General features: G+C 45.1%; 21 protein-coding genes and 1 pseudogene. 18 read left to right on the plus strand and 4 right to left on the minus strand.

Annotated features, from left to right (window positions below; all coding sequences use genetic code 11):
• Positions 1-5 precede the first annotated feature (5 nt).
• The 4 genes from JMV76_RS05850 (at position 6) to JMV76_RS15235 (ending at position 5244) form a co-directional block, all read left to right on the plus strand.
• Complete coding sequence (locus tag JMV76_RS05850) at positions 6-731, plus strand: ABC transporter permease (RefSeq protein WP_201501954.1); 726 nt, start codon at positions 6-8, stop codon at positions 729-731.
• 200 nt (positions 732-931) lie between these two features.
• A complete protein-coding gene (locus tag JMV76_RS05855) occupies positions 932-1648 on the plus strand; it encodes a fumarylacetoacetate hydrolase family protein (RefSeq protein WP_201501955.1) in 717 nt (238 codons plus the stop codon).
• A gap of 251 nt (positions 1649-1899) precedes the next feature.
• Complete coding sequence (locus JMV76_RS05860) at positions 1900-4101, plus strand: PhoX family protein (protein ID WP_201501956.1); 2202 nt, start codon at positions 1900-1902, stop codon at positions 4099-4101.
• Positions 4102-4329: 228 nt separating this feature from the next.
• Complete coding sequence (locus JMV76_RS15235; RefSeq protein WP_374190042.1) at positions 4330-5244, plus strand: esterase/lipase family protein; 915 nt, start codon at positions 4330-4332, stop codon at positions 5242-5244.
• Here the strand turns inward: JMV76_RS15235 and JMV76_RS14795 are convergent.
• On the minus strand, positions 5199-5465 hold the full coding sequence (locus JMV76_RS14795; RefSeq protein WP_374190043.1) for a hypothetical protein: 267 nt from the start codon (positions 5463-5465) through the stop codon (positions 5199-5201). The genes JMV76_RS15235 and JMV76_RS14795 overlap by 46 nt on opposite strands.
• Here JMV76_RS14795 and JMV76_RS14800 point away from each other — a divergent pair.
• Complete coding sequence (locus JMV76_RS14800; RefSeq protein WP_227690126.1) at positions 5458-5799, plus strand: hypothetical protein; 342 nt, start codon at positions 5458-5460, stop codon at positions 5797-5799. The two genes, JMV76_RS14795 and JMV76_RS14800, sit on opposite strands and share 8 nt — an antisense overlap.
• Positions 5800-5915: 116 nt before the next feature.
• On the opposite strand, the gene hslO is transcribed toward JMV76_RS14800, so the two are convergent.
• Positions 5916-6896: an Hsp33 family molecular chaperone HslO gene (gene hslO / locus JMV76_RS05870; RefSeq protein WP_193216829.1), complete on the minus strand. Its 981-nt coding sequence runs from the start codon at positions 6894-6896 to the stop codon at positions 5916-5918.
• 324 nt (positions 6897-7220) lie between these two features.
• Between hslO and JMV76_RS05875 the strand changes: the two genes are divergently transcribed.
• The 13 genes and pseudogenes from JMV76_RS05875 to JMV76_RS05935 all read left to right on the plus strand — a co-directional run bounded on the left by JMV76_RS05875 (position 7221) and on the right by JMV76_RS05935 (position 23940).
• Positions 7221-8207, plus strand: coding sequence for a glutamate/aspartate ABC transporter substrate-binding protein (locus JMV76_RS05875; protein ID WP_201501957.1), 987 nt, complete (start codon positions 7221-7223; stop codon positions 8205-8207).
• A gap of 96 nt (positions 8208-8303) precedes the next feature.
• Complete coding sequence (locus tag JMV76_RS05880; RefSeq protein WP_201501958.1) at positions 8304-9050, plus strand: amino acid ABC transporter permease; 747 nt, start codon at positions 8304-8306, stop codon at positions 9048-9050.
• The gene (locus tag JMV76_RS05885) at positions 9047-9718 is read left to right on the plus strand and encodes an ABC transporter permease subunit (RefSeq protein WP_060490392.1); all 672 of its coding nucleotides are present in this window, start codon (positions 9047-9049) and stop codon (positions 9716-9718) included. The genes JMV76_RS05880 and JMV76_RS05885 overlap by 4 nt, the downstream gene beginning before the upstream one ends.
• Positions 9719-9900: 182 nt before the next feature.
• Positions 9901-10632, plus strand: coding sequence for an amino acid ABC transporter ATP-binding protein (locus tag JMV76_RS05890; protein WP_045443837.1), 732 nt, complete (start codon positions 9901-9903; stop codon positions 10630-10632).
• Positions 10633-10846: 214 nt separating this feature from the next.
• Positions 10847-12061 carry an FAD-dependent oxidoreductase gene (locus JMV76_RS05895; protein WP_045453601.1) on the plus strand — a complete coding sequence of 405 codons (1215 nt, stop codon included), beginning with the start codon at positions 10847-10849 and terminating at the stop codon, positions 12059-12061.
• A gap of 301 nt (positions 12062-12362) precedes the next feature.
• A pseudogene (locus JMV76_RS05900) lies at positions 12363-14150 on the plus strand (AMP-binding protein).
• Between the two features lie 282 nt (positions 14151-14432).
• A complete protein-coding gene (locus tag JMV76_RS05905; protein ID WP_201501960.1) occupies positions 14433-16208 on the plus strand; it encodes an AMP-binding protein in 1776 nt (591 codons plus the stop codon).
• Positions 16209-16343: 135 nt separating this feature from the next.
• Positions 16344-17954 (plus strand): carboxyl transferase domain-containing protein, encoded by a 1611-nt coding sequence (locus tag JMV76_RS05910; RefSeq protein WP_201501961.1) that lies wholly within the window; start codon positions 16344-16346, stop codon positions 17952-17954.
• Between the two features lie 49 nt (positions 17955-18003).
• A complete protein-coding gene (locus JMV76_RS05915) occupies positions 18004-18813 on the plus strand; it encodes an enoyl-CoA hydratase/isomerase family protein (protein WP_201501962.1) in 810 nt (269 codons plus the stop codon).
• Positions 18814-18882: 69 nt separating this feature from the next.
• Positions 18883-21012 carry an acetyl/propionyl/methylcrotonyl-CoA carboxylase subunit alpha gene (locus JMV76_RS05920; protein ID WP_201501963.1) on the plus strand — a complete coding sequence of 710 codons (2130 nt, stop codon included), beginning with the start codon at positions 18883-18885 and terminating at the stop codon, positions 21010-21012.
• Between the two features lie 45 nt (positions 21013-21057).
• Positions 21058-21990 carry a hydroxymethylglutaryl-CoA lyase gene (locus JMV76_RS05925; protein ID WP_198329629.1) on the plus strand — a complete coding sequence of 311 codons (933 nt, stop codon included), beginning with the start codon at positions 21058-21060 and terminating at the stop codon, positions 21988-21990.
• A 125-nt stretch (positions 21991-22115) separates the two neighbouring features.
• The gene (locus tag JMV76_RS05930; RefSeq protein WP_201501964.1) at positions 22116-23303 is read left to right on the plus strand and encodes an isovaleryl-CoA dehydrogenase; all 1188 of its coding nucleotides are present in this window, start codon (positions 22116-22118) and stop codon (positions 23301-23303) included.
• A gap of 169 nt (positions 23304-23472) precedes the next feature.
• A complete protein-coding gene (locus tag JMV76_RS05935) occupies positions 23473-23940 on the plus strand; it encodes an energy transducer TonB (RefSeq protein WP_060490399.1) in 468 nt (155 codons plus the stop codon).
• Between the two features lie 83 nt (positions 23941-24023).
• Here JMV76_RS05935 and JMV76_RS05940 read toward each other — a convergent pair whose 3' ends face one another.
• Together JMV76_RS05940 and JMV76_RS05945 are read right to left on the minus strand one after the other, a co-directional pair.
• Positions 24024-24752 (minus strand): pantothenate kinase, encoded by a 729-nt coding sequence (locus JMV76_RS05940; RefSeq protein WP_201501965.1) that lies wholly within the window; start codon positions 24750-24752, stop codon positions 24024-24026.
• Between the two features lie 37 nt (positions 24753-24789).
• A complete protein-coding gene (locus JMV76_RS05945) occupies positions 24790-25749 on the minus strand; it encodes a biotin--[acetyl-CoA-carboxylase] ligase (RefSeq protein WP_201501966.1) in 960 nt (319 codons plus the stop codon).

The raw sequence follows: 25749 nt of genomic DNA on the forward strand, positions 1-25749 counted from the left end.
ATACTATGGATTGGAATTGGCAGGTTATTTTTGATAGTATTCCTGATTTATTAAACGGGGCAGTATTGACCGTACAGCTGGTGGTTATCTCAGGTATTATCGGTCTATTTTTTGGTTTGGTTTTAGCCCAGTTGCGCTTGTCAAAAAACTGGCTGGTGCAGATACTACCCTTTTCTTATATCTTCTTCTTCCGTGGCACGCCGCTGCTGGTACAGATATTTTTGATTTATTATGGTCTAGGACAGTTTGAGGCTATACGGAATTCGTTCTTATGGGAACCTGTGCTCAGTCGAGCGTATTGGTGTGCCATCATTGCCTTTACCATGAATACCAGTGCTTATTTGGCAGAAATCATTCGCGGTGCGATTCAGACTATTCCTGTTGGTGAGCTCGAAGCAGCTGACGCTATCGGTATGTCGAAATGGCAGAAGCTTACGCGTATTACCTTACCGCGTGCCTTTGGTATTGTCATTCCAGCCTACAGCAATGAAGTGATCTTTATGCTAAAAGGCAGTGCGCTAGCGTCAACCATCGCTTTGATGGATATCACGGGTGTCGCTCGAACCATTAGTGCGCGAACTTATACCTTAATGGAGCTGTTCTTCGCTGCTGGTATTATTTACCTTCTATTATCATGGGTGATTCTGTTTAGCTTTAGGTTGTTTGAAAAAAGAATGAATCGCCACACAAGCTATGTACCGCCTGATGTAATGACAAACACCATACCTTAAGGGTTTGGCTAAAAATAATGCTAAAAAATCAATGAAATAGCGGGTTAATATCTCAATATTAACCCGCTATTATTTTGTTTAACTGCTATTTATCTCATTTTTATAGCTATTTTTAAAATGAAGATAAGCCCTAGAAAAATAACGACAGATAGTGCAGTATGTATGACCAACCTATCAATAACCTGCTATGAGTGCCTAGTATGAGCCAATCACCCCATATGTCTTTAATCAATGCGATTGCTGCCAGTGTCAATGATGACGCGAGCATTGCAACGGTTAACGATAGCGTACGTGCATCCATCGGCAAGGTGGTCTGTGTCGGCCGTAACTATGCGGAACACGCCCGCGAGCTTGGCAATGAGATACCAAAATCACCCATCTTATTTATGAAACCAGCATCGTCAGTGGTCAGTGTGCGTTACGATATCGTCCGTCCCAATCCAGCGATATATGGTGATACTCATTATGAAGCTGAGCTGTGTGTGCAATTAGCAGCAGACTTATCGGCAGCCACGCTTGAACAAGCACAGAAAGCGATAGGTGGCGTGACCTTGGGGCTGGATTTGACCTTACGTGACTTGCAAAGTAAGCTCAAAGAAAAAGGTCATCCATGGGAGCGTGCTAAGTGTTTTGATGGTGCCTGTGTGCTTGCTGATTGGATTGATCCGCAAGCGTTTGGTGATTTTAGCCATGTCGAATATCAGCTTTATATCAATGATGAGTTGAAGCAAGATGGCGATAGTGCTTTGATGCTATTTCCAGTGTATGAATTACTGGCAGAGATTAGCCATGCCTTTAGCTTACAAGCAGGTGATGTGATTATGACTGGGACGCCAAGCGGCGTTGGCATATTACAAGCAGGCGATGCGTTAAAATTGAAGCTCGGTGCCCATGAATGGCAGGCGCAGGTTCAATAAGTTTTTATAGCAGCACTATTTTATCAGTCGTCAAATCCAGCGACGCCATCATGAAATCCCAAGTTAACGCTTGGGATTTTTTTTCGTTTTATGAAGTGCTTACAAAGTGTTGTCATGAGACTGTCATCTATGTTTCAACGTTCTGTCATAAACTCTCGGTAGACTTAGGCGTAATTCGTATTTTTGTGGTGATAATTGTAAAGCCGCGCCCAACTCTCCGCCAATCCAGCCTAATAGCAAGGTGACTGATAATGACATTATTGAATAATAAACAACCACTTGCCCATGAAGTCGTTGAAGACTCTAATCCGACCGACAATATCGATTTTCAAACCATTATTAGTCGTCGTTTAAATCGTCGTAGTATCCTAAAAGGTGGCACAGGATTGACGGCGGCGGCTTTTTTTGGGGCGCTACCTTTGGTTGGCTGTAGCGATGACGATGATAGCAGTCCTATCAAAAATACTGATAATAACGCGGCTATCCCTGCACAGGGCGATCTCAAACGTCCTGAGACTTTGAAGTTTACGGCAGTGGCGCATTCAACTGCCGAAACGATGAGCGTGGCAGCAGGCTATAAAGCCGAGATGATATTACCACTGGGTACGCCGCTGATATCGGGTATCGATGATTGGAAAGACAATCGAGAGCAGTCGGCAGAGTCATTCGAATGGCGCATGGGTGATAACCATGATGGCATGTGGTTCTTTGGTAAGAATGGCGGCACGTATAATGCTAAAGCGTCAGATAATGGTTTGCTAGTCATGAATCATGAATACGTGAATAGTAACGAATTGAGTCCGTTTGGCTATCATGTGATCCAAGATAATAATGCCGCGCCCATCTTTAAAAATCGTCGCCTCGCAAGTGACGTGCGCCGTGAGGTTAATTGTCATGGAGTGGCGGTGGTCGAGATGAAACGCCGCGCTGATGGCATGGGCTATGAGATGGTACCTGATTCGAAATTTAATCGTCGTCTCACGAGTAGTAGTACAGCGCACTTGACAGGGCCCGTTGCGGGTTCTGATTTGGTCAAGACTAAGTTTGATCCGACAGGCTTTCAGACGCGCGGCATCAATAATAACTGTGGTGCAGGTTTGTCACCTTGGGGTACCTATCTGACCACCGAAGAGAACTTTTTAGGGGTATTCGCCCGTGGGCAAGATGCTAGCCAATTAAGTGATGGGCAAAACTATGGTCGCGAGCGCTACGGTGCAACAGAGGATTTCCCAGGCTGGGAGTATCTGTGGCACACACCTGAAGCCAAAGATGCCAAGATAGCCGATGAATTTTCGCGCTGGGATATGACCGCCGTCGGTACCAGTGCTGCTGAGGATTATCGTAATGGCTTTAATACCTTTGGCTATATCACCGAAATTGACCCGTTTGACCAAAACTCTATGCCGCAAAAACGTACGGCACTGGGACGTTTTGCCCATGAAAACTGTGCTTATGCCCCCGTTGAACAAGGCAAACCGGTAGTCTTTTATATGGGCGATGATGCTCGCGGCGAATATATTTATAAGTTTGTCTCCAAAGCTACATGGTCAAACAGTGATATCGGTGGTGGCTTAAAAGCGGGCGATAAGTATTTGAATGATGGCACGCTCTATGTTGCTATCTTTAATGAAGATGGCAGCGGTGAATGGAAAGCACTCGTCCATAGTCAGAACGGACTGGATGCCTCCAATACGGCATTGCCTTTTAATGGACAAGATGAGGTGTTGGTTTTTGCTCGTGCCGCAGCAGATGTGGTCGGTGCCACCAAAATGGATCGACCAGAGTGGGTATCGGTTAGCCCTATGACGGGTGAGGTATACGTCACATTGACCAATAATAAATACCGCGGCGTACGTGAGGATCAACCTGTCTCAGCCTCTAATCCGCGTAGCTATCAGGCAGGTGAAAAAGCGGCAGGTAATGACAACGGTCATATCATTCGCTGGGCAGAAGCAGGTGGCGATCATGCGGCTATGAGTTTTGAGTGGGATATTTATCTGTTTGCCACGCCTTATGATCTGACCGCAGAAAATTTGTCACAGTTAAATGATAGCAATGATTTGTCTTCTCCCGATGGTTTGTACTTCGATCCGCGTGGCGTATTATGGATTCAGACCGATGACGGCGCTTATACCGATACCACCAGCTGTATGTTACTGGCGGCGCTGCCGGGTAAAGTCAGTGATGGAACAGCCATAACGACCTCAGCAGGGCAACAAACACGAGTTGGGATGCCTGCTAGTAATGACAATATCAAACGTTTTTTTGTCGGTCCTGAAGGCTGTGAAGTCACAGGTATTACCATGGCTCCTGACTTTAAAACCTTATTTATCAATATTCAGCATCCGGGTAATACTTGGGGCGCTATTGCTGGAGGCAGTACACCGCGCTCAGCGACCGTGATGATTACGCGTGAAGATGGCGACGTCATACTGGCAGAGTCGTTTGTCTAGTTAGACATTTGCATGAGTAATGATGTGTCTTTCTCAACAAAAAAAACCCAAGTCATGGCTTGGGATTTTGTATTTTGGAGGACAGTTATTAATATGCAAGCTTTGATGTTAAAGGATAGCGCCTTTCTTTGACAATAAAGATACTTGATAGTTAAATCATTCTCTTCTGTTTATGACAATTACAGGATAGTATGGAAAATCCTTTCAACTGCTTGATATGTTAACACTATGCCCAGTCCAAAACCTTTAGAAACCATTCATGATTTATTTGCCACCACTCGGCGTCCAACTGCTGTTGAGTCGGATACTGGTGAAGGTTTTCAGGGCGATGTCTATGAAGAGTTGGCGAAACTCGAATATATCTATGTCGATGAGCTGAGCGCCGAGACGGTGGACAACAGCTATAGCAAACCGCATCAGCCTATTACGTTGGTTGATTTTTTTGAAGGCTTGGCTCAGTTGGCAACGATGGGCGTGGTGGAAGTCACTGATATTGTAGAGGCTATCCATCGTGAGATTCTGCTGCGTCCTTTAGGGCGGTTTAATAAAGGCAATATTGAGCACTGGCAGCGCGGTATCACGGGGCGTATTTATGGCACGGTGCGTTATACGATGCAATTGGTGGGCAATAATCTTGCCTCAGGGCTGCGTCTTTATAACACTGTTTCTAAACCCAAAAAAATACAACCTTTGCCCAAAAACTTACGTCGCTTGGTCAATATTCTAAATGGCGTCATGGGCGATCACCTTATCACTCATCACAATCCATTGGCAGTATCGATGGTGCTATACGATGAATACAATCGTGTACAAAGTGGCGCGCTGTCAGGGCGCGTTATTATCTTATGCCATGGGCTTTGTATGAGTCACTTGAGCTGGCAGGTATCTGGAGAAGGCAATTTGGGTGAAGCGTTGGTCAATCACTTGCCAAAAGCGACGGTGCTGTATTTAAACTATAATACGGGTCGGCGTATTTCTAGCAACGGACGTAGCTTTGCAAAAGTCTTGCAAGATTTGGTTGAGAATAATCCCGACGTCACTCAAATAGATTTAATCGGTCATAGTATGGGCGGTTTGTTGAGCCGTAGTGCGTTGTTTTACGGTAAAGAGCAAGGCTTTAGCTGGGTCAAACGCGTGGGATGACGAAACTCTGCTGGCAGCACACTGCGCCCTTCGGTAGACTTCCAATCAGCATCGCGAATACTGCCGTAACGTAAATCTATAATACCGGCGCTACGCAAGTCGCCCAATTTAGCCAATGATCCTGCAAAAGGCAGCTTAGCGATTTTATCTTGAACAAAATGTCCAATCTGCTCCAAGCTTGCGCCATGATGCGGTGAGCCTAAGGTGACAAGATTGCCCACGCGTTTGCCCCTGCATGTGAATACCTATTTAGTGGCGGCAGCTTTGATTGAAACTCATTATGAATCTAAGACCACAAGTTTGCTTGGGGACGGATTGGTCTCAGTAGAGTCAGCGCTCGGCGAATATACCGAAGAGCATACGCTAGCAGTACCAGAGGGACATAAGGCGATTTTTTATGGAGTCAATCACATGAATTTAATCTACAGCGATAGAGTACATGAGCAAGTTATTGCTTGGCTGTTGGATAATAGGCTAGGCGATGCCCATGATGCAAAGTATGGGCTTGATAGTCGTATCTATTCTTATCCAGAAGTGGATGAAGTAGCCAATTAAGCGTGCTCGAAACCATTTATATCGTCAGTCATAAATTTCAAGCCATGACATTAAAAACCCCCAAGCATGATACTTGAGGGTTTTTTTATTACTAAGCGAGCTGCACTAAATCCTAACTACTCAGAAAATATCGTGGTCACATCGTCTTTATTAAATTTATACATCTCGCCACAAAATCCGCAATCCATCTCAAAGTTACCGCCTTGCTCATCAATGATGTCTAAGACTTCTGCTTCACCGATTTGCTCAATGGCCATCTCACATTTCTCACGTGAGCAGGTGCAACCAAATGATAATGCAACAGGATCGGGCGCGACGACATTTTCTTCATGATACAAGCGATAAAGGATTTCGTTGGCATCAAGCGTGGTCAACTCTTCAGCTTTCACTGTCCGTGTCAAAACGCTCAGACGCGTCCACAAGTCATCGTCGATACCCGCATCTTGGTTTTGCTCGACTTCATAGGTTTCTTCAGCAGTACGAGGAAGCATCTGTACCAACATGCCACCCGCTTGCAGACCATCAGATGCCAAATTAATCAAGGTTGGAATCTGCGCCGATTGCTTTTGGTAGTGCGCCAAGCAGTCTGCCAAATTGTCATGGCTGCGCTCGACGATGCCTTGATAGGCTTCGCCGCCTTCAGGTTGAATGTTAATAAACAAGACGCCTTGACCCATCGCACCCAATTCAGCAAATGCCTCTTTGGCATGAGTCATATTTTCCCAAGCCTGTACTTGCTCATCAGTCTCACCCTTCCAGCTAGCAAGGGCACGGATGATACCGTCTTGATTGCATTCTGCCATTGCCCAGTTTAACAAGCTATCGCTGTCTGATGATTGCAATTGAATGGACAGATGACCATTGATTTTGACCGTGCCGATAAGCAAACTCGCTGCTGTCAGCATCTCACCCAATAAGCGCTTAATCGCTTCAGGATAAGGCTTTTGGGCTATCGTACTGGCATAGCTGCGTGATAGGCGCACCACATCACCGCGCACTGGCGAATCTTCAATAAAGAAACGTTGACGTACGTCATTGTCACTATGGTTGCCAGCGTTCTGGCTGTCCGTATTAGGGACTTGAGTATCTTGTGTCATAGGTCATTTATAGTATTAAGAAGTTGTTAGCTTTATGGGGATTCATCGTGATTTATCAATTGCTCTTTAGATATTGTTTAACAGATTAAAGGCGTTTATTGGATAGTTATGGTGATACTAAACCCGATATCCTTAAAAAATAAGCCTCATTAAAAATTTTTTACCCACACCCACTAATTTGTTGTACAGTAACATTAAGTTGCATTGTGATAAATAACAGCAACAACCACCGCATGGATGCGTGGCAATAAGGTCAATGAATAAGACCTGTGTCGTCCAAGCACTCATTCAATCTTGTGATAATGTGATAAAAGGATGTATCTCATGAGCTATCTATCTTCTAGGTCTTTCTCTAAACCTTTAACTCTCGCTGCTTTTATGGCACTAGGTCTTGCAGGGTGTAATAACAGTAGCCAAACCAGCACTGATGCGCCAGCAGATGATGCAACAGCGACAGAAACCACTACCAACGGTACTCTACAAAAAATCAAAGACTCGGGTACTATCGTGGTCGGTCACCGTGACTCTTCTATTCCATTTTCTTATATCACTGACGACCCAAATCAGCCGATTGGTTATGCGCACGATTTAGAGATGAAAGTCGTCGAAGCGGTTAAGCAAAAGCTAAACATGCCAGACCTCAACGTCCGTTATAACCTTATCACCTCACAAACCCGTATTCCCTTGGTACAAAACGGCACGGTCGACTTTGAATGTGGTTCAACCACCAACAACGAAGAGCGTCAAAAACAAGTGGCATTCTCTAACGGTTTCTTTGAAATCGGTACGCGTCTATTGACCAAAAAAGACTCAGGTATTCAAGATTTTGAAGACCTAAAAGGTAAGACTTTGGTCACGACTGCCGGTACGACCTCAGAGCGTTATATTCGTCAGTATAATGATGACAACAAAATGGACATGAATATCATCTCAGCAAAAGACCACGGCGAAGGCTTCCTTATGCTAGAAAATGGTCGCGCTGATGCCTTTATGATGGATGATGTACTACTTGCTGGCGAAAAAGCCAAAGCAAAAAATCCTGATGAATGGGTCATCGTCGGCACGCCGCAATCGTTTGAAATTTATGGTTGTATGATGCGTAAGGATGATCCTGAGTTCAAAGCAGTGGTCGATGAAGCGTTAGCGAATGTCTTTAAATCAGGGGAAATCAACAGCATTTATGACAAGTGGTTCTTAAACCCAATCCCACCAAAGAACGTCAATCTAAACTTTGAGATGTCTGATAACTTAAAAGCCTTGATTGCCAGTCCGCATGACAGCGCTCAGCCGAAAGTTGCGACGGCACAGTAATTATTGTCCTGCAACATAGCTTGCTTACGTGTTCAGACTGATGTTGATATTAATCTCAACACGTAGGATTTTCAGTCGCTGCTCGGAGAGACAACCATGAATTATAGCTGGAACTGGGGTGTGCTCTTTGAGCAGACTGGTATCGGTAATGAGCTTTATATCCATTGGATGATTACTGGTCTTGGCTGGCTACTATTGATTGGTAGTATCGCATGGGCCATTGCTATGGTCGTAGGTACTATCTTTGGCATCATGCGTACTTTGCCTAATAAGACCGCTCGTGCCATTGGCACCGCTTATGTGACATTTTTTCGTAATATTCCACTGCTTGTCCAGTTGTTCTTTTGGTTTTATATTGCACCTGGCTGGCTCACGCCCACGATACAAGAGTGGTGGTATAAGGATTTATCGCCCAACACGTCAGCCATGCTCTCAGCAAGTATCGGTCTTGGCTTATTTACCGCCGCTCGTATCGTTGAACAAGTACGTACAGGTATTGAGTCATTGCCCGAAGGTCAGATCAATGCTGCTTATGCACTAGGCTTTAGTATTCCGCAAGTCTACAAAGAAGTACTGCTACCGCAGGCCTTTCGTATTATTTTGCCACCGCTCAGCTCTGAGCTGACCAACTGCTTCAAAAACGCCTCCGTCGCCTCATTAGTGGGGGTAATGGAGCTGATCAGTCAAACCAAAACCATCAGCGAATACACCCAAAACAGCATCGAGATTTATACCTACGCGACGATTATTTATTTAGTATTTAACTTATCGTTGATTGCTATGATGGGGTTAATTGAGCGCAAACTGCGTGTACCTGGGCTCATTGCAGGAGGTCAGAAATGAACATGATGACCGAATTGGCAACAGCCTATCCTGGTTTGATGGGCGGCATGATTACCACCTTAAAAGTGCTGTTTTTGGCGATTATTGGTGGTATTAGCTTAGGAACGGTATTGGCATTGATGCGCTTGTCTGGTATCAAAGCGCTTGAGATTCCAGCAAAGCTATACGTCAATTACTTCCGCTCTGTACCTCTACTACTAGTGCTACTGTGGTTTTACTTTGCCGTACCGATGATTTATTTTTGGATAGCGGGTAAGTACTTACAACTTGATGCTGCCTTTGCCTCTTGTGTGGTTGCTTTTATGATGTTTGAGGCCGCTTACTTTTCAGAGGTGGTGCGTGCTGGTATTCAATCGATTGGTAGTGGGCAGGTCAATGCCGCCAAAGCGCTGGGCATGACTTATGGGCAGACCATGCGTCTGGTTATTTTGCCACAAGCCTTTCGCAAAATGCTGCCGCTAATCTTGCAGCAGTGTATTATTTTATTCCAAGATACGACGTTGGTTTTTGCTATTGGTTTGACAGACTTTTTCCGTGCCGCCTATGTACGCGGTGAGCTGATGGGTTTGCTGACGCCTTACATTTTGGGTGCTGGTGCGGTGTATTTCATCATCAGTGTCAGTGCCTCCGTGGGTGTACAACAGTTGCAAAAGCGTTTGCGATTTTGATAGATATTTATCTTGGCTTGCACTTTTTGAGTGTTGAGGCTTTGGTTGAGTACTTGATCTAACTTTTCTTAAATGACGATTATTAAAAACAATGTGGTTAGGAGCCAGTGATGAGCAAAGCTGATACATACTTAAATGCCTTTGGCGGACTGGTCACCAATAATGGTCATGCTAGTGATGAGATGGTCATTCAAATGTCCGATGTAAGCAAATGGTATGGGGATTTTCAAGTATTGAGTGACTGTACGGCGCATGTACATAAAGGTGATGTCGTCGTCGTGTGCGGGCCATCAGGTAGTGGTAAGTCAACCTTGATTAAGACGGTCAATGGACTGGAACCTTTTCAAGAAGGTGGGATCATGGTAAATGGTATCTCAGTTGGTGCGGCAAAAACCAATTTGCCAAAATTACGCAGCCGTGTCGGCATGGTCTTTCAGCATTTTGAGTTGTTTCCGCATTTGACCATTATTGATAATTTGACAGTCGCTCAAATTAAGGTATTGGGTCGCAAAGAGAGCGAGGCCAAGCAAAAAGCAATGGCATATTTAGATCGTGTCGGATTAACGGTGCAGGCCGCGAAGTATCCAGCGGAGCTATCTGGTGGTCAGCAGCAGCGTGTTGCGATTGCACGAGCGCTGGCAATGGATCCTGTAGCGATGCTCTTTGATGAGCCGACCTCTGCGCTCGACCCTGAGATGATTCAAGAAGTACTTGATGTTATGGTCGAGTTGACTCGCGATGGCATGACCATGATGTGTGTGACCCATGAAATGGGCTTTGCCAGTCAGGTAGCCAATCGTATTATCTTTATGGACGAAGGTCATATTGTCGAGAACTGTAGTAAAGATGAGTTTTTTGAAGGGGCAAAAAGTGATCGCGCGCAACTGTTCTTATCGAAGATTTTGAATCACTAACCATTTATATATTTTTTCTCATGTAGCTTTAGGGTGATATCAAGCGTCTATTTATCAATAGGCGCTTTTTTGTGAGTGATAGCTTGATGTATTTAACAGTGATGTTGATATGATTGGTCTATAAGTGAGTAGATGAGTGCATGGCTGTTTACTGATACAATAGCGGTCAATATTCTAACAACTAAAATAATTGCTTATCTATATGGGAGCTAATATGAGCGCTGAAAACTCAGAAGTATCAAACAACGGTATCGTCATTATTGGTGCAGGTTTGGCAGGCTGGCATGTCATTGATGCCATTCGTGCAAAAGACAAAGACATTCCGATTACCTTAATTACTTCCGACAGTGGCGATCGTTATCACAAGCCAATGCTGACCATGGCGATTAGCCAAAAGAAAAGTGCGGCAGATTTGGTCAGAGCAACGGGCATTGATGCCGCAGAAGCTACAAATGTTAAGCTACTTGCCAACACGCAAGTGACGGATGTTGATACGACCACTCAACAGTTGCAGCTTATCTCTGCGCTGCGCTCAGATCCCGTTTATACCAATTACGCCACGATTGGCTATGATAAGCTGGTACTAGCGATGGGTGCGCATCCTATCTTCCCAAAAAGCTTGCCAGAGGAACTAGTCTGGCATGTCAATCATATTGAGCGCTTTGGACAGTTGCAAGAAAAGCTAGCAACTGGCAGTCAGCACGTCGCTATCGTTGGTGCAGGTATGGTCGGGACGGAGATTGCAGAGGATTTGCTCAAAGCAGGTCATCAAGTGACACTCATTGATTTAAACGGTGCACCACTATCACAAATGCTACCGCCAAAGGCGACGGCTCGTATTGCTCAAGCGGTGAAGTCGCAAGGCATTAACTTTTTAGGTGGCTATCAGGTATCTGCTATTACCCGTCTTAGTGATGGAAAACTACAAGTCAGTTACGAGGCGCTAGCATCAGTAAATACGACTGCTGAGCCAATCGAACCACTCATCGTGGATCATGTGATTGCCAGTACAGGTTTGACGGTCGATGACAAACTGCCTACCGCAGCTGGTGTCGATTTTGACCGTCGCACTGGGATCGTGGTGGATGCGCCGACCTTGCGTACCAGTACAGCCAATATTTATGCGATTGGTGACTGTATGTCTATCGATGGTGTACCGTGTCGCTATGTCGCCCCATTACGCGCGCAGGCTGCTACCATTGCTGATGATGTGTTGGGCCTAGATCATAATGGCTATGAGCATAAACCGCCAATGATTCGTCTAAAAAACAAAGCAATCTCCGTCATGGTGACAGGTGTGCCAAAAGCGACTGGTAATTGGCAGGTCAAGACAGAAAGTGATGAAGAGCTGGTCATGGACTTGCTAAATGATAGTGATGAAGTCAGCGCAACAGTAACGATTAAATCGCCTGTAGCACCTACATTGTAACGATTAAAAAAGCTCTAAATCATAGCCAGTGTTGCTATCCTAATGCAGCGCTGGCTTTTTTATGTCTATCGTATCTTTTATATAAATAATCAACTTAATAAGATGGCGCAGCAATAGTAATCGATACGTCCTGTATCAATATTATTGACAGGCTTTCATTTAAGAGGCTATATTGGTTAGGGCTTGATTTAATTATAGTCTATGGTGACAGAGAATATTCAAGGAAGAATATGACATTTACCTTTGTAGTCTATTACCGCTCTGATAACAAACATTAAACAGCAAAACGAAAGGACTCGTTATGACTCAAGTTTCTGACTTTGAAAGTACTATTAATGAAAGTACGCCTAATAACAGTATTCTCAACAATATCCCTAAAGTTAATGTAGGCGTGCGTTCAGCAAATGCGCCACTCACCCAAAGCCATGATAAAGGCATTGATGTGTCGCTGATTGAAGCGACAATCGGTGATTTTTTTGATGCCATTGTCAATAAATATCTAGAGCGTGAAGCTTTGGTTTCTCGTCATCAAAATATTCGCTGGGCGTATCGCGAACTACAAGAGAAAGTTAATCAGTTAGCGAGTGCCATGATTGAAATGGGGCTAGAAATCGGTGATCGCATCGGTATCTGGTCACACAATAATGCTGAATGGCTTTTGATGCAATTGGCAACCGCGAAAGTCGGCGTTATCCTCGTCAATATCAATCCCGCTTACCGTACCTTTGAGCTGCAATATGCACTGAATAAGCTGGGCTGTTCGGCATTGGTATTAATGCGTCATTTCAAAAGCAGCGACTATACGCAAATGATTCGTGAGCTTTGTCCTGAGATTTATCATAAAGATTATACTCAGCTTGATTTGGTCGAGATTCCAACGATTGAGCGCATCATTTGGATTGACGAGCCAGCATCTGATGAAAATTTCAATTTTATGCAGAAATTCTCTGCTTGGATGGCAGAGGGTAACGCAAACGACCCTCGCGTCGCGGAGCGCCAAGCCCAGCTTAAGAATACCGATGCTATTAGTGTGCAGTTTACTAGTGGGACAACGGGTACACCAAAAGGCGCTACTTTAACGCATCGAAATATCTTGAATAATGGCTACTTCCTTGGCGAAGGTATGAGGCTGACAGAGGAGGATAGGCTATGCATTCCATTACCGCTTTATCACTGCTTTGGCATGGTAGGTGGTAATTTAGCTATTTTAACCCATGGTGGTTGCGCCGTTTATCCTAATGATGGCTTTGATCCGCTCACCGTATTGCAAACGGTCGAAAAAGAAAAATGTACCGCCTTGCTCGGCGTACCGACGATGTTTATCGCAGAGCTGGATCATCCAGACTTCGACAGTTTTGACTTGACCAGCTTACGTACTGGTATTATGGGCGGCTCTAGTTGTCCCATCGAAGTCATGCGCCGCGTCATGGATAAAATGCACATGAGCGAGGTGACGATTGCTTATGGCATGACCGAGACCAGTCCAGCTTCTTGTCAAACCAGCTCGCAAACACCCCTTGAAAAAAGAGTTTCTACCGTAGGGATGGTGCTGCCCGCGCTTGAGGTCAAAATCGTGGATACCGAAACGGGTGATGTCGTCCCGATTGGAGAGACGGGTGAATTACTCACTTATGGCTACGCGGTGATGAAAGGCTATTGGGGCAGCCGCTTTAAAACACGCGCGGCGATTACTGATGGCTGGATGCATACGGGTGATTTGGCGGTAATGGACGAAGATGGCTACATCACTGTGGTGGGACGTAGCAAGGACATGGTCATTCGCGGCGGCGAAAACATCTATCCAGTAGAAGTCGAAAACTATCTCTATCGTCATCCGAAGATTCGCGATGTACAAATTGTTGGTGTTCCTGATAAAAAGTACGGTGAGGTACTTGCGGCGTGGATTATTACAAAAGAGCCAAATAGCTTAAGCGAAGAATAGGTAAGGCAGTTTTGTTGTGACCATATTGCTCATTATAAAGTGCCGACCTACTTTCGTTTCGTTGATGAATATCCAATGACCATCACTGGTAAAATTCAGAAATTCAAAATTGTTGAGCAAATGATAAAAGAATTGGGTCTGGAGTGATTTGAGACTATTAATCACTGGAAAAGCTAGCTTTTTTCTATATATGATAAGGCTGGCTTTTTTGATTTAAGTCATTCAGAAAATTCGTCACTTAATCATGACTGATGAATTTATCTTATCTTATACTATCATTTTAAATGATACATATTGTATTACTATTATTGACAGCCTTCGATTTAAGACGGTATAGTAGCTAACGCTAGTTAAGACCTGTTCAAGGAAGAATGAATCGGTGATAGGCGACTAATAAGCACCATAAAAAGTAAAACGAAAGGACTCGTTATGACGCAAACTTCTGATTTTGATGCGACTCACATTAATTTTGATACTATTCTAAATAGCATTCCTAGTATTAATATGGGCGCACGCTCAGCAAATGCACCGCTTACCCAAAGCTATGATAAAGGCCCTGATGTGCCGCTCATTGAAGCGACCATTGGTGACTTTTTTGATGCTATCGTATCCAAGTATCCAGAGCGCGAAGCTTTGGTTTCTTGCCATCAAAATATCCGCTGGACATATCGCGAGCTACAACAGCAAGTCAATCAGTTAGCGAGTGCCATGATTGAGATGGGGCTGGAAATCGGCGATCGCATCGGTATCTGGTCACACAATAATGCTGAATGGCTGCTCATGCAATTAGCAACGGCAAAAGCCGGTATTATCCTTGTCAATATCAATCCTGCCTATCGTACCTTTGAGCTGCAATATGCCTTGAATAAATTGGGCTGCTCAGCGCTTGTGCTTATGCGTCATTTCAAAACCAGCGATTACGCCAGTTTAATCCGCGAACTGTGTCCTGAGATTTATCATAAAGACTATACCCAGCTTGATTTGGTCGAGATTCCAACGATTGAGCGCATTATTTGGATTGATGAGCCTGACAGTAAAGAAACATTTGGCTTTATGCAGAAATTCTCTGCATGGATGGCGGAAGGCGATGCCAACGATCCACGGGTGGCAGAGCGCCAAGCCCAGCTCAAGAACGCCGATGCCATCAATGTTCAGTTCACCAGTGGCACGACTGGTACGCCAAAAGGTGCAACATTAAGCCATCGTAATATTCTTAACAACGGTTACTTCATCGGTGAGGCTATGAATCTCACAGAAGAGGATAAACTGTGTATTCCGGTGCCACTCTACCATTGCTTTGGTATGGTGCTTGGTAACTTGGCGATTCTGACGCATGGCGGTTGTATCGTTTATCCGAACGATGGTTTTGAGCCTTTGACCGTATTACAAGCCGTTGAAGAAGAGAAGTGTACGGGTCTACATGGTGTGCCAACGATGTTTATCGCTGAGCTTGACCATCCGGAGTTTAAAAACTTTGATTTATCGACTTTGCGTACGGGCATCATGGCAGGCTCTAGTTGTCCGATTGAAGTCATGCGCCGCGTCATTGATGAGATGCATATGAGTGAAGTCACCATTGCGTATGGCATGACAGAGACCAGTCCCGTATCTTGTCAGACCAATGAACATACGCCGCTTGATAAGCAAGTATCGACGGTTGGTTTAGTGCAGCCTGCGCTTGAGGTCAAAGTCGTCAATACTGAAACGGGTGAGACTGTTGCGTTGGGCGAAACGGGTGAGTTATTGACACGCGGTTATTCAGTGATGAAAGGCTATTGGGGCAGTCGCTTCAAAACCCGCGCGGCCATCCAAGACGGTTGGATGCATACAGGTGATTTGGCTACGATGGATGAAGATGGCTACGTAAAAATCGTTGGTCGTAGTAAAGACATGGTGATTCGCGGCGGAGAAAATATTTATCCTGTCGAAATCGAAAATTATCTTTATCGTCATCCAAAGATTCGGGATGTGCAAATCGTCGGTATTCCTGATAAAAAGTATGGTGAAGTACTCGCGGCATGGATTATTCCTAAAGAAGCAGACAGCTTAACAGAAGAGGAGGTTCGTCAGTTCTGTAGCGAGCATATTGCCCATTATAAGGTGCCAACTTATTATCGTTTTGTCACCGAATATCCAATGACCATCACTGGAAAAATTCAGAAATATAAAATCATTGAACAAATGAAAGAAGAGCTAGGTTTGTAGTCAGATGATTATTTAACCTGTAATACTAAAGACTATTTAACATCTGTCATATTGAAAATCATTATTATGAGTCAAGACTAAAAGAAAAAAGCCACTCGCATTTACGTATCTACGTATTAAAGAAAAAGGGATATCATGAGCGCTATCATAACCAGTAAACTGAGTCCAAACTCAAGCGACTTTCAGCAAAACAGTGCCGCCATGCAAGCAGTGGTCGATGATTTATATAGTCACTTACGTAAAGTCGTGCAAGGCGGTTCAGAGCGTGCCCGTGCCAAGCATTTAGCCCGTGGCAAACTCTTGCCTCGTGAGCGTGTCGAGCGTTTATTAGATGTGGGTACGCCATTTTTAGAAGTGGCACCGATGGCTGCACACGATATGTATGGCGAAGAGATTCCTGCTGCTGGCGTGATTGCGGGTATCGGTCGTATCAATGGTATTGAGTGTATGATCGTCTGTAACGATGCCACGGTAAAGGGCGGCACTTATTATCCAATGACGGTCAAAAAACATCTGCGTGCGCAAGAAATCGCGCAAGAAAATAACTTGCCTTGTGTCTATTTGGTGGATTCAGGCGGTGCTAACTTACCCAATCAAGATGACGTGTTCCCTGATAAAGAGCACTTTGGTCGCATCTTCTTTAATCAGGCCAATATGAGTGCGGCAGGTATTCCACAGATTGCCGTGGTCATGGGTAGCTGTACGGCTGGCGGGGCCTATGTACCAGCGATGAGTGACGAGTCGATTATCGTCAAAGATCAAGGTACTATCTTTTTGGGTGGTCCGCCATTGGTCAAAGCGGCGACAGGTGAAGAAGTCACTGCTGAAGACTTAGGCGGCGGAGATGTGCATACCCGTCTGTCAGGGGTTGTCGATCACTTAGCACAAAGCGATACCCATGCGTTGTCGATTGCGCGCAACATTGTTAGCCATTTAAATCGTCCTGCGAAGCAAGTGCCCAATCAAATTAAGCCACGTCCACCACGCTATGATGCCAAAGAACTATATGGCGTCATTCCAACGGACAAGCGCAAGCCATTTGATATCAAAGAAATCATTGCTCGTATCGTCGATGACAGTGCTTTTGATGAATTCAAATCCCGCTTTGGCACGACGCTAGTCTGTGGCTTCGCTCATATTGAAGGGATGCCAGTCGGTATCATTGCCAACAACGGCATCTTGTTTAGTGAGTCCGCGCAAAAAGGCACACACTTCATTGAGCTATGTTGCAAGCGCAAAATTCCATTAGTATTCCTCCAGAATATCACTGGCTTTATGGTTGGTCGTAAATACGAAAACGAAGGCATTGCACGTCATGGTGCCAAAATGGTCATGGCAGTCGCCAATGCAAAAGTGCCAAAATTCACAGTCATTGTCGGTGGTTCATTCGGTGCCGGTAACTACGGCATGTGTGGCCGCGCTTATAGCCCACGCTTCTTATGGATGTGGCCAAATGCGCGTATCTCTGTGATGGGCGGCGAGCAAGCCGCATCAGTACTAGCAACGGTCAAGCGTGACAACTTTGACCGTAAAGGCGAGGCATGGAGTGATGAGGATGAAGCCGCATTTAAAGCGCCGATTCTCGATATGTATGAAAAGCAAGGTCATCCATATTATGCCACCGCACGTCTATGGGATGATGGCGTGATTGACCCTGCTGATACCCGTCATGTATTAGCATTAGGGTTAAGCGCTGCCTATAATGCACCGATCGAAGAGACGACGTTTGGTGTCTTTAGAATGTAATCATTCTAAGGTCAGCTTAAATAATGAGATATCAAATATAGAGAAAGTTATGCAAAAAGACAGTTATAAAAGTTATAAAAGCCTATTGGTTAAAGTGGAGCAGCACGTGGCGACGGTGACGTTAAATCGTCCTGAGATACGTAATGCCTTTAACGATGAAATGATTGCTGAGCTAACCGATGCATTTAATACGCTTGGCGCTGATGATGACGTACGTGTCATTGTATTAGCAGCTACTGGCAAGGAATTCTGTGCAGGTGCTGATTTGAACTGGATGCGTGCCATGGCGGATTATAGCTATGAAGAGAATCTAGCAGACGCAGATAAATTAGCACAGATGCTTAAGACTATTTATGAGTGTTCTAAGCCAACAGTTGCGGCTATTCAAGGTGATGTTTATGCAGGCGGCATGGGTTTAGTAGCTGTTTGCGATGTGGCCATCGCCGTCAAAATTGCTAACTTCTGCCTAAGCGAAGTGCGTTTAGGCTTAGCCCCTGCAACGATTAGCCCTTATGTCATCCGAGCGCTAGGCGCTAGAGCATCGCAGCGTTATTTCTTAAGTGCTGAAGTATTTGATGCCAAAAAGGCACGTCAGCTTGGCTTTATTCATGAACGTGTTAGCGAAGAATGGTTAGCTGATGAGGTTGCTATATTTTGTAGCAAAATCGTCAAAAATAGCCCTGATGCAGTCAAAACCTGCAAGCAGCTATTACACGATGTCGCTGATGCGCCCATCACTGATGAGCTGATTGCTGATACAGTAAAAGGCATCGCTGATATACGTTCATCCGAGCAGGGCAAAGAGGGCGTGCAAGCCTTTTTGCAAAAACGTAAGCCCAATTGGTTGACGGCAGATTGATAATGCACGAGAGATAAATGAGTAAGTAGACAAGACCTCAAATAAAAACGATAACACACAGGGATAGTTATGTTTTCTAAAATTCTAATTGCCAACCGTGGTGAAATTGCTTGCCGAGTGGCCGCGACTGCTAAGCGTCTTGGTGTTAGCACCGTCGCTGTTTACTCTGATGCGGATCGCGAAGCCAAGCATGTGGCTGTCTGTGATGAAGCGATCTATTTGGGCGGTTCGGCACCAAAAGACAGCTATCTCAAAGGTGATGCGATCATTGCGATAGCGCTTGAAACTGGTGCACAAGCAATCCATCCAGGATATGGGTTTTTAAGTGAAAATGCAGACTTTGCACAGGCATGCCAAGATGCTGGCTTGGTATTTATTGGCCCATCGGCCGATGCTATCCGCGCCATGGGCGGTAAGTCCGAGTCCAAGCGCTTGATGGAGTCCGCTGGCGTGCCACTGATACCGGGCTATCATGGTGACAATCAAGATGCAGAATTTTTGCAACAGCAAGCAGATGCTATTGGTTACCCTGTCTTGATTAAAGCCAGTGCGGGTGGCGGCGGTAAAGGTATGCGTATCGTGGAGCAAAGCAGCGATTTTGTTGACTTGCTAGACTCATGTCGCCGTGAAGCCATTACCAGCTTCGGTGATGATAAAGTGTTGGTTGAAAAATATGCCTTAAAACCGCGCCATATCGAAATCCAAGTATTTGGCGATACGCATGGCAACTATGTGCATTTGTTTGAGCGTGATTGTTCAGTACAGCGTCGTCATCAAAAAGTATTAGAAGAAGCGCCCGCACCGGGTGTTGATATTGCGATGCGTGAGGCGATGGGCACTGCTGCCATCGAAGCGGCTCGTGCGGTCGATTATGTTGGCGCAGGTACGGTTGAGTTCATCGTTGAGCAGCGTGAAGATTCTATGAATTTTTATTTCATGGAAATGAATACACGCCTGCAGGTTGAGCACCCAGTCAGTGAAGCGATTACGGGTGTCGATTTGGTCGAGTGGCAGCTCTTAGTAGCGGCAGGTCAGCCATTGCCAAAAACCCAAGCCGATCTGACTATCAACGGTCATGCAATTGAAGCGCGCATCTGTGCTGAAAATCCTGACAATAGCTTCTTGCCCGCGACCGGTACGTTGTTTACGTATCAAAAACCTGAACACAGCGCTTTTATGATTGATAAAGACGGTACTGGTGTGCGTATCGATGATGGCGTGCGCGAAGGCGATGTGATTAGCCCGTTCTACGACTCTATGATTGCCAAGCTCATCGTTCATGCACCAACGCGAGAGCAAGCCTTAGCCAAGCTCGATCGAGCACTTGCGCAAACGCGTATCGTGGGTTTGCCGAATAATGCGGCGTTTTTACGCTACATCTTAAATACAGAGTCTTTTAGCAAAGCCAATCTCGATACGGCATTGATTGAACATGAGCGTGATGCGATTTTTAACCAGCAGCCTTTGGCATTATCCACGCTTGTTGTGACCGCCATTACTCGTCAACTTGCGAGCGAGATGGCGACGCAAGAGTCAGATATTGATCCATTTAGTAAACCTACCGGCTTCCGTGCTTATAACGATTACACTCGCTCATTCGGCTTAGTTTATGATGAGAGTGCTTATACTGCCCGCATGAGCAACTGGCACAATGCAAGTTGTTCAGACAGCAAAAAAGGCAGTGATAACCTCAGTAGCTTTACGCTCGTCATTGGTAAAGAGATCGCGCATACGCAGGATAATAGCAATATCAATGTAGCCGCTCAGACTGAAACGGTTTATGAAGGTCAAGTGAGCTATGCCAGTAGCGACGAGCACAATCATACGCTATGGTTAGATGGTGCACGTACTAGCGCGCAAAGCTGGATGCATAATGAGACCGTTTATGTGTTCACAGACAGTGGTCGTGACGAGATTACGCTTGTTGATATTATGGCGCACGTTGGCGAAGAGTCCGCAGCGGTTGGCAGTTTAAAATCACCGATGCCAGGGCAGGTGGTTGCCTTTAAAGTGGCGGTTGGTGATACTGTGAAAAAAGGCGAGCCGTTAGCGGTCATCGAAGCTATGAAAATTGAGCACACTATTACTGCGCCGACGGATGGCGTGGTGGCAGAATTGCTATTTGCAGCCGGTGATTTGGTCGCTGATGGTGACGAGTTATTACGCATTGATGCTGGCGAAAATACTGAGAGCGAATAGCTGACATAGCTTAATAATAGGTAAGTAATAAAAAGGACGACAAGCATGAGCCATTCGTATCTAAATCATTCATATCCAAGTCACGTCAGAATCGTTGATGTCAGTCCGCGTGATGGACTACAAAACGAGTCAACGACGGTGCCGACTGAGGTTAAGCAAGCGCTTATCAATGATTTGATTGCAGCCGGTGTCAAAAAGCTAGAAGCAACCAGTTTTGTCTCGCCAAAGTGGGTGCCACAAATGGGCGATAATAGCGCGCTACTTGATGCGCTAGCGCCGACACGGCAGACAGATATTTGCTACTCGGTACTGGTACCTAATATGCGCGGCTTTGAAAACGCCATCATTCATCGTCCTGATGAAATCGTTATTTTTGGTTCAGCAAGTGAAACCTTTAGTCAAAAAAATATCAATTGTAGTATTGATGAGAGTATCGAGCGTTTTGCGCCAGTAGCTGCGGCTGCAAAAGCGCAAGGCATCAAAGTACGAGGCGTTATCTCTTGTACGGTTGGCTGTCCTTATGAAGGCGACATTGACCCAAGCCAAGTAGCGTACGTCACCAAACGATTGGTTGAGATTGGTGCTGAGCAGATTGGCATTGCCGATACCATTGGTGTTGGTACACCGCTCAAGGTACAGCGCGCCTTACAAGCCGCTTTAGAATATGCTGATATCTCTATGCTATCGGGTCATTTTCACGATACTTATGGTCAAGCATTGAGCAATACGCTAGCCGCATTACAAATAGGTGTCAGCGAATTTGATACCTCGGTGGCTGGACTGGGCGGCTGTCCTTATGCCAAAGGCGCAACAGGTAACGTGGCAACCGAAGATGTGGTGTATATGCTACACGGTATGGGTATCAGCACAGGTATCGATTTGGATAAATTGGTCGTGGCAGGCGAACGTATCAGTGCGTTCTTAAAGCGTCCGAATGGTTCAAACGTGGCACGTGCCTTAATCAATAAACGCCATTAATAAACGTCAGTCTTAATTAGTATAGTGAATTGACTATGACCTCAAAAATGGCATTAGAAATATAGCGGCTTTCAAAAACAGATTAAAATCCGAAATTTAAAAAAATCAAAACACAAGGAATAGTTATGAGTTTACCTGGATTGAATTTTCAGCTTGGCGAAGATATTGATGCATTACGCGATATGGTACAGCAGTTTGCAACCAATGAAATCGCCCCACGTGCTGCCGAGATTGATAGCAGCGATGAATTCCCAATGGATCTATGGCAAAAGATGGGTGATATCGGTCTGCATGGCATTACCGTTCCTGAAGAATACGGCGGCTCTAACATGGGCTACGTCGCACACATGGTCGCGATGGAAGAAATCAGCCGTGCTTCGGCATCGGTCGCGCTAAGCTATGGTGCGCATTCGAACCTATGTATCAACCAAATCAAACGTAATGGCTCTGAGGCACAAAAACAAAAATATTTACCAAAACTGGTCAGCGGTGAGTTCATCGGTGCATTGGCTATGAGTGAGACAGGCGCTGGCTCAGACGTCGTTAGTATGAAGCTAAAAGCGGAAGAAAAAGACGGCAGCTACGTGTTAAACGGTAGCAAAATGTGGATTACCAATGGTCCCGATGCTGACGTGATGGTGGTTTATGCTAAGACTAATCCAGAGCTAGGCGCGAAAGGCATGACTGCCTTTATCGTTGAAAAAGGCATGGAAGGTTTCGGCACAGCGCAAAAGCTCGATAAGCTTGGTATGCGTGGTAGCCATACGGGCGAGATGACCTTTAACAATGTGACCGTACCGAGCGAAAATATCTTAGGTGGTCTCAATGAAGGCGTTAAGGTATTGATGAGCGGGCTAGATTACGAGCGTGCAGTATTAGCTGCAGGTCCTATCGGCATCATGCAAGCGGTGATGGACAATGTCGTGCCTTATATCCACGACCGTAAACAGTTTGGTCAAGCGATTGGTGAGTTTCAGCTCATCCAAGGTAAAGTCGCAGACATGTATACGATACTGCAAGCAGGTCGTAGCTTCTTATATACCGTCGGAAAAAATCTCGATATGTTGGACGCGCGCGGTGCTGGTCATAGTCGCGAAGTACGTAAAGATTGTGCTAGTGTGATTTTATGGTGTGCCGAAAAAGCCACTTGGATGGCAGGCGAAGGCATTCAAATCTTTGGTGGTAATGGCTACACCAATGAGTATCCACTTGGTCGCTACTGGCGTGATGCCAAGCTATATGAGATTGGCGCGGGCACTAGTGAGATTCGTCGTATGCTTATCGGTCGTGAGCTGTTTAATGAGACTAAATAACGTTAACACAGGCTAGATTGATCAACATGGCTTTGGGCTGTGCGAGGTAACGGCTAGAAAAAAATAAACAATTGTGCTAAGATGCGGTTTTATTTTTTGATTAACAATAATCGATTAATAAAGCTGACCCTTAGCCTTTTTTATCCACCATATTTATCAGATAATGCTTATGATGCCGACTACTACTACCGCGCTTAAAAGACACTTAAAAATACGCCTTCGATTAACTATCATTTCTGCGCTGACAAAGGCGATGCTAGTACTGAGTATATTTTCGGCACACATTGCAAATGCTGAAATAGCAGACTTATCACCAGCGCAACCTGTCATCCAGTTTGCGACTTCTGATGCGAAGTGGTTACGTCAGCCAAGTTTTAACAATCGCCACATTCGTGCTTTAGGGGGTTATTGCGATCCGGAAGAACCTTGCAAAAAGAAGCGTGTTCAAATGGAATTCTTATTAAGGGTAAATCAAGAAGGCAAAGTCGCCAATATTACCGTATTAAAGAGTAGCGGCTCTGATAGAATTGATAGTGGATTTGAAAAAGAACTACGTCGTTCTCTTTTTAAACCATTTAGAAAAGATAGTAAGACAGTAGTAGGTAATGTCACCATCCCAATAGTCTTTGAGTATTAATAAAGCTTAAACAATAATAAAAAAGCAGTACGCCTTACACGTACTGCTTTTTTTGTTTTCAATGTAAAAGTATCTATTGAGTATTACGACTGTTTGGTATGATCAAAATATCGTGCCAGACCATTCAACAATAAATCATCACGCAAGCGTACTGGACGGTTGACGTGCTGCGAGATAATAGATGCATCACCACCCGTCATGATAACTTCAAAGTTGGGATGGCGATGGCTAATCTCATTGATGGCACCGACGATAGAGAGCAAGATACCGCGATGTACCGCATCTTGTGTGGTCATGCCTTGACCAACACTATCAAAGGTGCCATTGGATATGGTAATTTGCTTAGTGCCTGAAAATAGTGATTCACGTTGCAGATAAATACTGGGGAAAATATAACCGCCCAAATGCTCAGCATGATCAATCAAGTCAATGGTCACTGCTGTGCCACAGCCAATCACGCATTGACGTTTTTTCTTATCTACGGCGCCGAGCATCTGTAGCCAACGATCACAGCCAAGTTGTTGGTCATTATAAGCACTCTTCATCAAAGCATGCGCGGCATCGACATGGACAAAATCAAACGGAATATTCAGACGACCTAACGTCTCTGACACTTTAATATTCAAATCGTCGCCCAGCACCGATGAGATACCAATAAAATCAGGCGCATAACGCTCGAAGCGATCGGTCAAACCCATCAGTAGTTCGGCAGGCGCTTGCAAATGTTGCTTGGCATCATGCGCGACTATTTGTCCGATATCATCGGTGAGCCAGTATTTTAGGCGGGTGTTGCCAAGATCTAACCAGAGCATAAAAATCCCTTTATATCGTGCCCATTGGGTCTTTGATTTAAGCTTTATCAATAACGTCGATGCGTCCGGTAAAAAGCGCAGAAATCTTACCGCTATCTTGACGCAATTGCAAACATCCATGTGTATCAAGACCACAAGCATAACCTGTGATGCTATCTGTTTTACCGTTATGCTCTTGAGTAACGTGCAAGCGTAATCCTGCCAGTGCATCCATCGATTCAAACTGTTTTAAAAAGCTGTCCAAATTATAGCTTTGACCAGTGGGCTTCTCTAATCCTAGGTGCTCAAAGCGTGTCATCGCGGCTAGCAGGGCTTTACTCATTTGTTGGTAAAGCATTTTTAGGCTTGGTAGGCTCACAATATCTGTCTCTAGTTTTAGCCTCTCATAAATATCCTGTAGGCTAATCGCCTGATAACTCATGCCTTCGCAGGTCTTTGCAGTGAGTTTGGGCGTTGCCTGTACATTAAGTCCTACGCCCATCACCACGCCGACCAATTTGCCCGTTTGGGTAACAGGTTCTATTAAAATACCCGCAAGTTTATGAAAAGGTAGGGTCTGTGCTGCCAGTTTAGGCTCATTTGACACTGAGTCAGATGGCAGTTGATAAAAGCCCAAATCATTTGCCCATTTTACCCCAATTGGCGTCAATCCTTGCGCGCGTAATTGCTCATTTAATATTTGAATAACGGGCATTTTTGCCAGTTCAACGCCGATAATCAGCGACAATAAACCGCTAATCGGCAGATGAACAGGATGATATAACGACAGATAGACATTGCCGCGCGGTGATTGCCACGAGCGCCCGTGTTGCCCACGACCTGCGCTTTGGGTTTCAGCGGTCAGTAGATGCATCTGCGCAGCATTTAACGTGCCATGTTGTACATCTGCTATTAGCTCGCTATTGGTAGAGGCACTGCTGACAAGGTGGCGATGGTTCAGCTGTGGTAAATGATGAAGCTCTAATGAGTCGTCAGAAAAATTGGAAAATGGCGGCAT

Source organism: Psychrobacter cibarius, assembly GCF_904845955.1.
In the GTDB taxonomy this organism is placed as follows: Bacteria; Pseudomonadota; Gammaproteobacteria; order Pseudomonadales; family Moraxellaceae; genus Psychrobacter; species Psychrobacter cibarius_B.

Coding starts and splice junctions, on each gene's coding strand:
- JMV76_RS05850 (WP_201501954.1), top strand. CDS start 6: ATGGATTGGAATTGGCAGGTTATTTTTGATAGTATTCCTGATTTATTA.
- JMV76_RS05925 (WP_198329629.1), top strand. CDS start 21,058: ATGAGCCATTCGTATCTAAATCATTCATATCCAAGTCACGTCAGAATC.
- JMV76_RS05940 (WP_201501965.1), bottom strand. CDS start 24,752: ATGCTCTGGTTAGATCTTGGCAACACCCGCCTAAAATACTGGCTCACC.
- JMV76_RS05890 (WP_045443837.1), top strand. CDS start 9,901: ATGGTCATTCAAATGTCCGATGTAAGCAAATGGTATGGGGATTTTCAA.
- JMV76_RS05905 (WP_201501960.1), top strand. CDS start 14,433: ATGACGCAAACTTCTGATTTTGATGCGACTCACATTAATTTTGATACT.
- JMV76_RS05915 (WP_201501962.1), top strand. CDS start 18,004: ATGCAAAAAGACAGTTATAAAAGTTATAAAAGCCTATTGGTTAAAGTG.
- JMV76_RS05910 (WP_201501961.1), top strand. CDS start 16,344: ATGAGCGCTATCATAACCAGTAAACTGAGTCCAAACTCAAGCGACTTT.
- JMV76_RS05895 (WP_045453601.1), top strand. CDS start 10,847: ATGAGCGCTGAAAACTCAGAAGTATCAAACAACGGTATCGTCATTATT.
- JMV76_RS05860 (WP_201501956.1), top strand. CDS start 1,900: ATGACATTATTGAATAATAAACAACCACTTGCCCATGAAGTCGTTGAA.
- hslO (WP_193216829.1), bottom strand. CDS start 6,896: ATGACACAAGATACTCAAGTCCCTAATACGGACAGCCAGAACGCTGGC.
- JMV76_RS05945 (WP_201501966.1), bottom strand. CDS start 25,749: ATGCCGCCATTTTCCAATTTTTCTGACGACTCATTAGAGCTTCATCAT.
- JMV76_RS05875 (WP_201501957.1), top strand. CDS start 7,221: ATGAGCTATCTATCTTCTAGGTCTTTCTCTAAACCTTTAACTCTCGCT.
- JMV76_RS05935 (WP_060490399.1), top strand. CDS start 23,473: ATGATGCCGACTACTACTACCGCGCTTAAAAGACACTTAAAAATACGC.
- JMV76_RS05920 (WP_201501963.1), top strand. CDS start 18,883: ATGTTTTCTAAAATTCTAATTGCCAACCGTGGTGAAATTGCTTGCCGA.
- JMV76_RS15235 (WP_374190042.1), top strand. CDS start 4,330: ATGCCCAGTCCAAAACCTTTAGAAACCATTCATGATTTATTTGCCACC.
- JMV76_RS05855 (WP_201501955.1), top strand. CDS start 932: ATGAGCCAATCACCCCATATGTCTTTAATCAATGCGATTGCTGCCAGT.
- JMV76_RS05885 (WP_060490392.1), top strand. CDS start 9,047: ATGAACATGATGACCGAATTGGCAACAGCCTATCCTGGTTTGATGGGC.
- JMV76_RS05880 (WP_201501958.1), top strand. CDS start 8,304: ATGAATTATAGCTGGAACTGGGGTGTGCTCTTTGAGCAGACTGGTATC.
- JMV76_RS05930 (WP_201501964.1), top strand. CDS start 22,116: ATGAGTTTACCTGGATTGAATTTTCAGCTTGGCGAAGATATTGATGCA.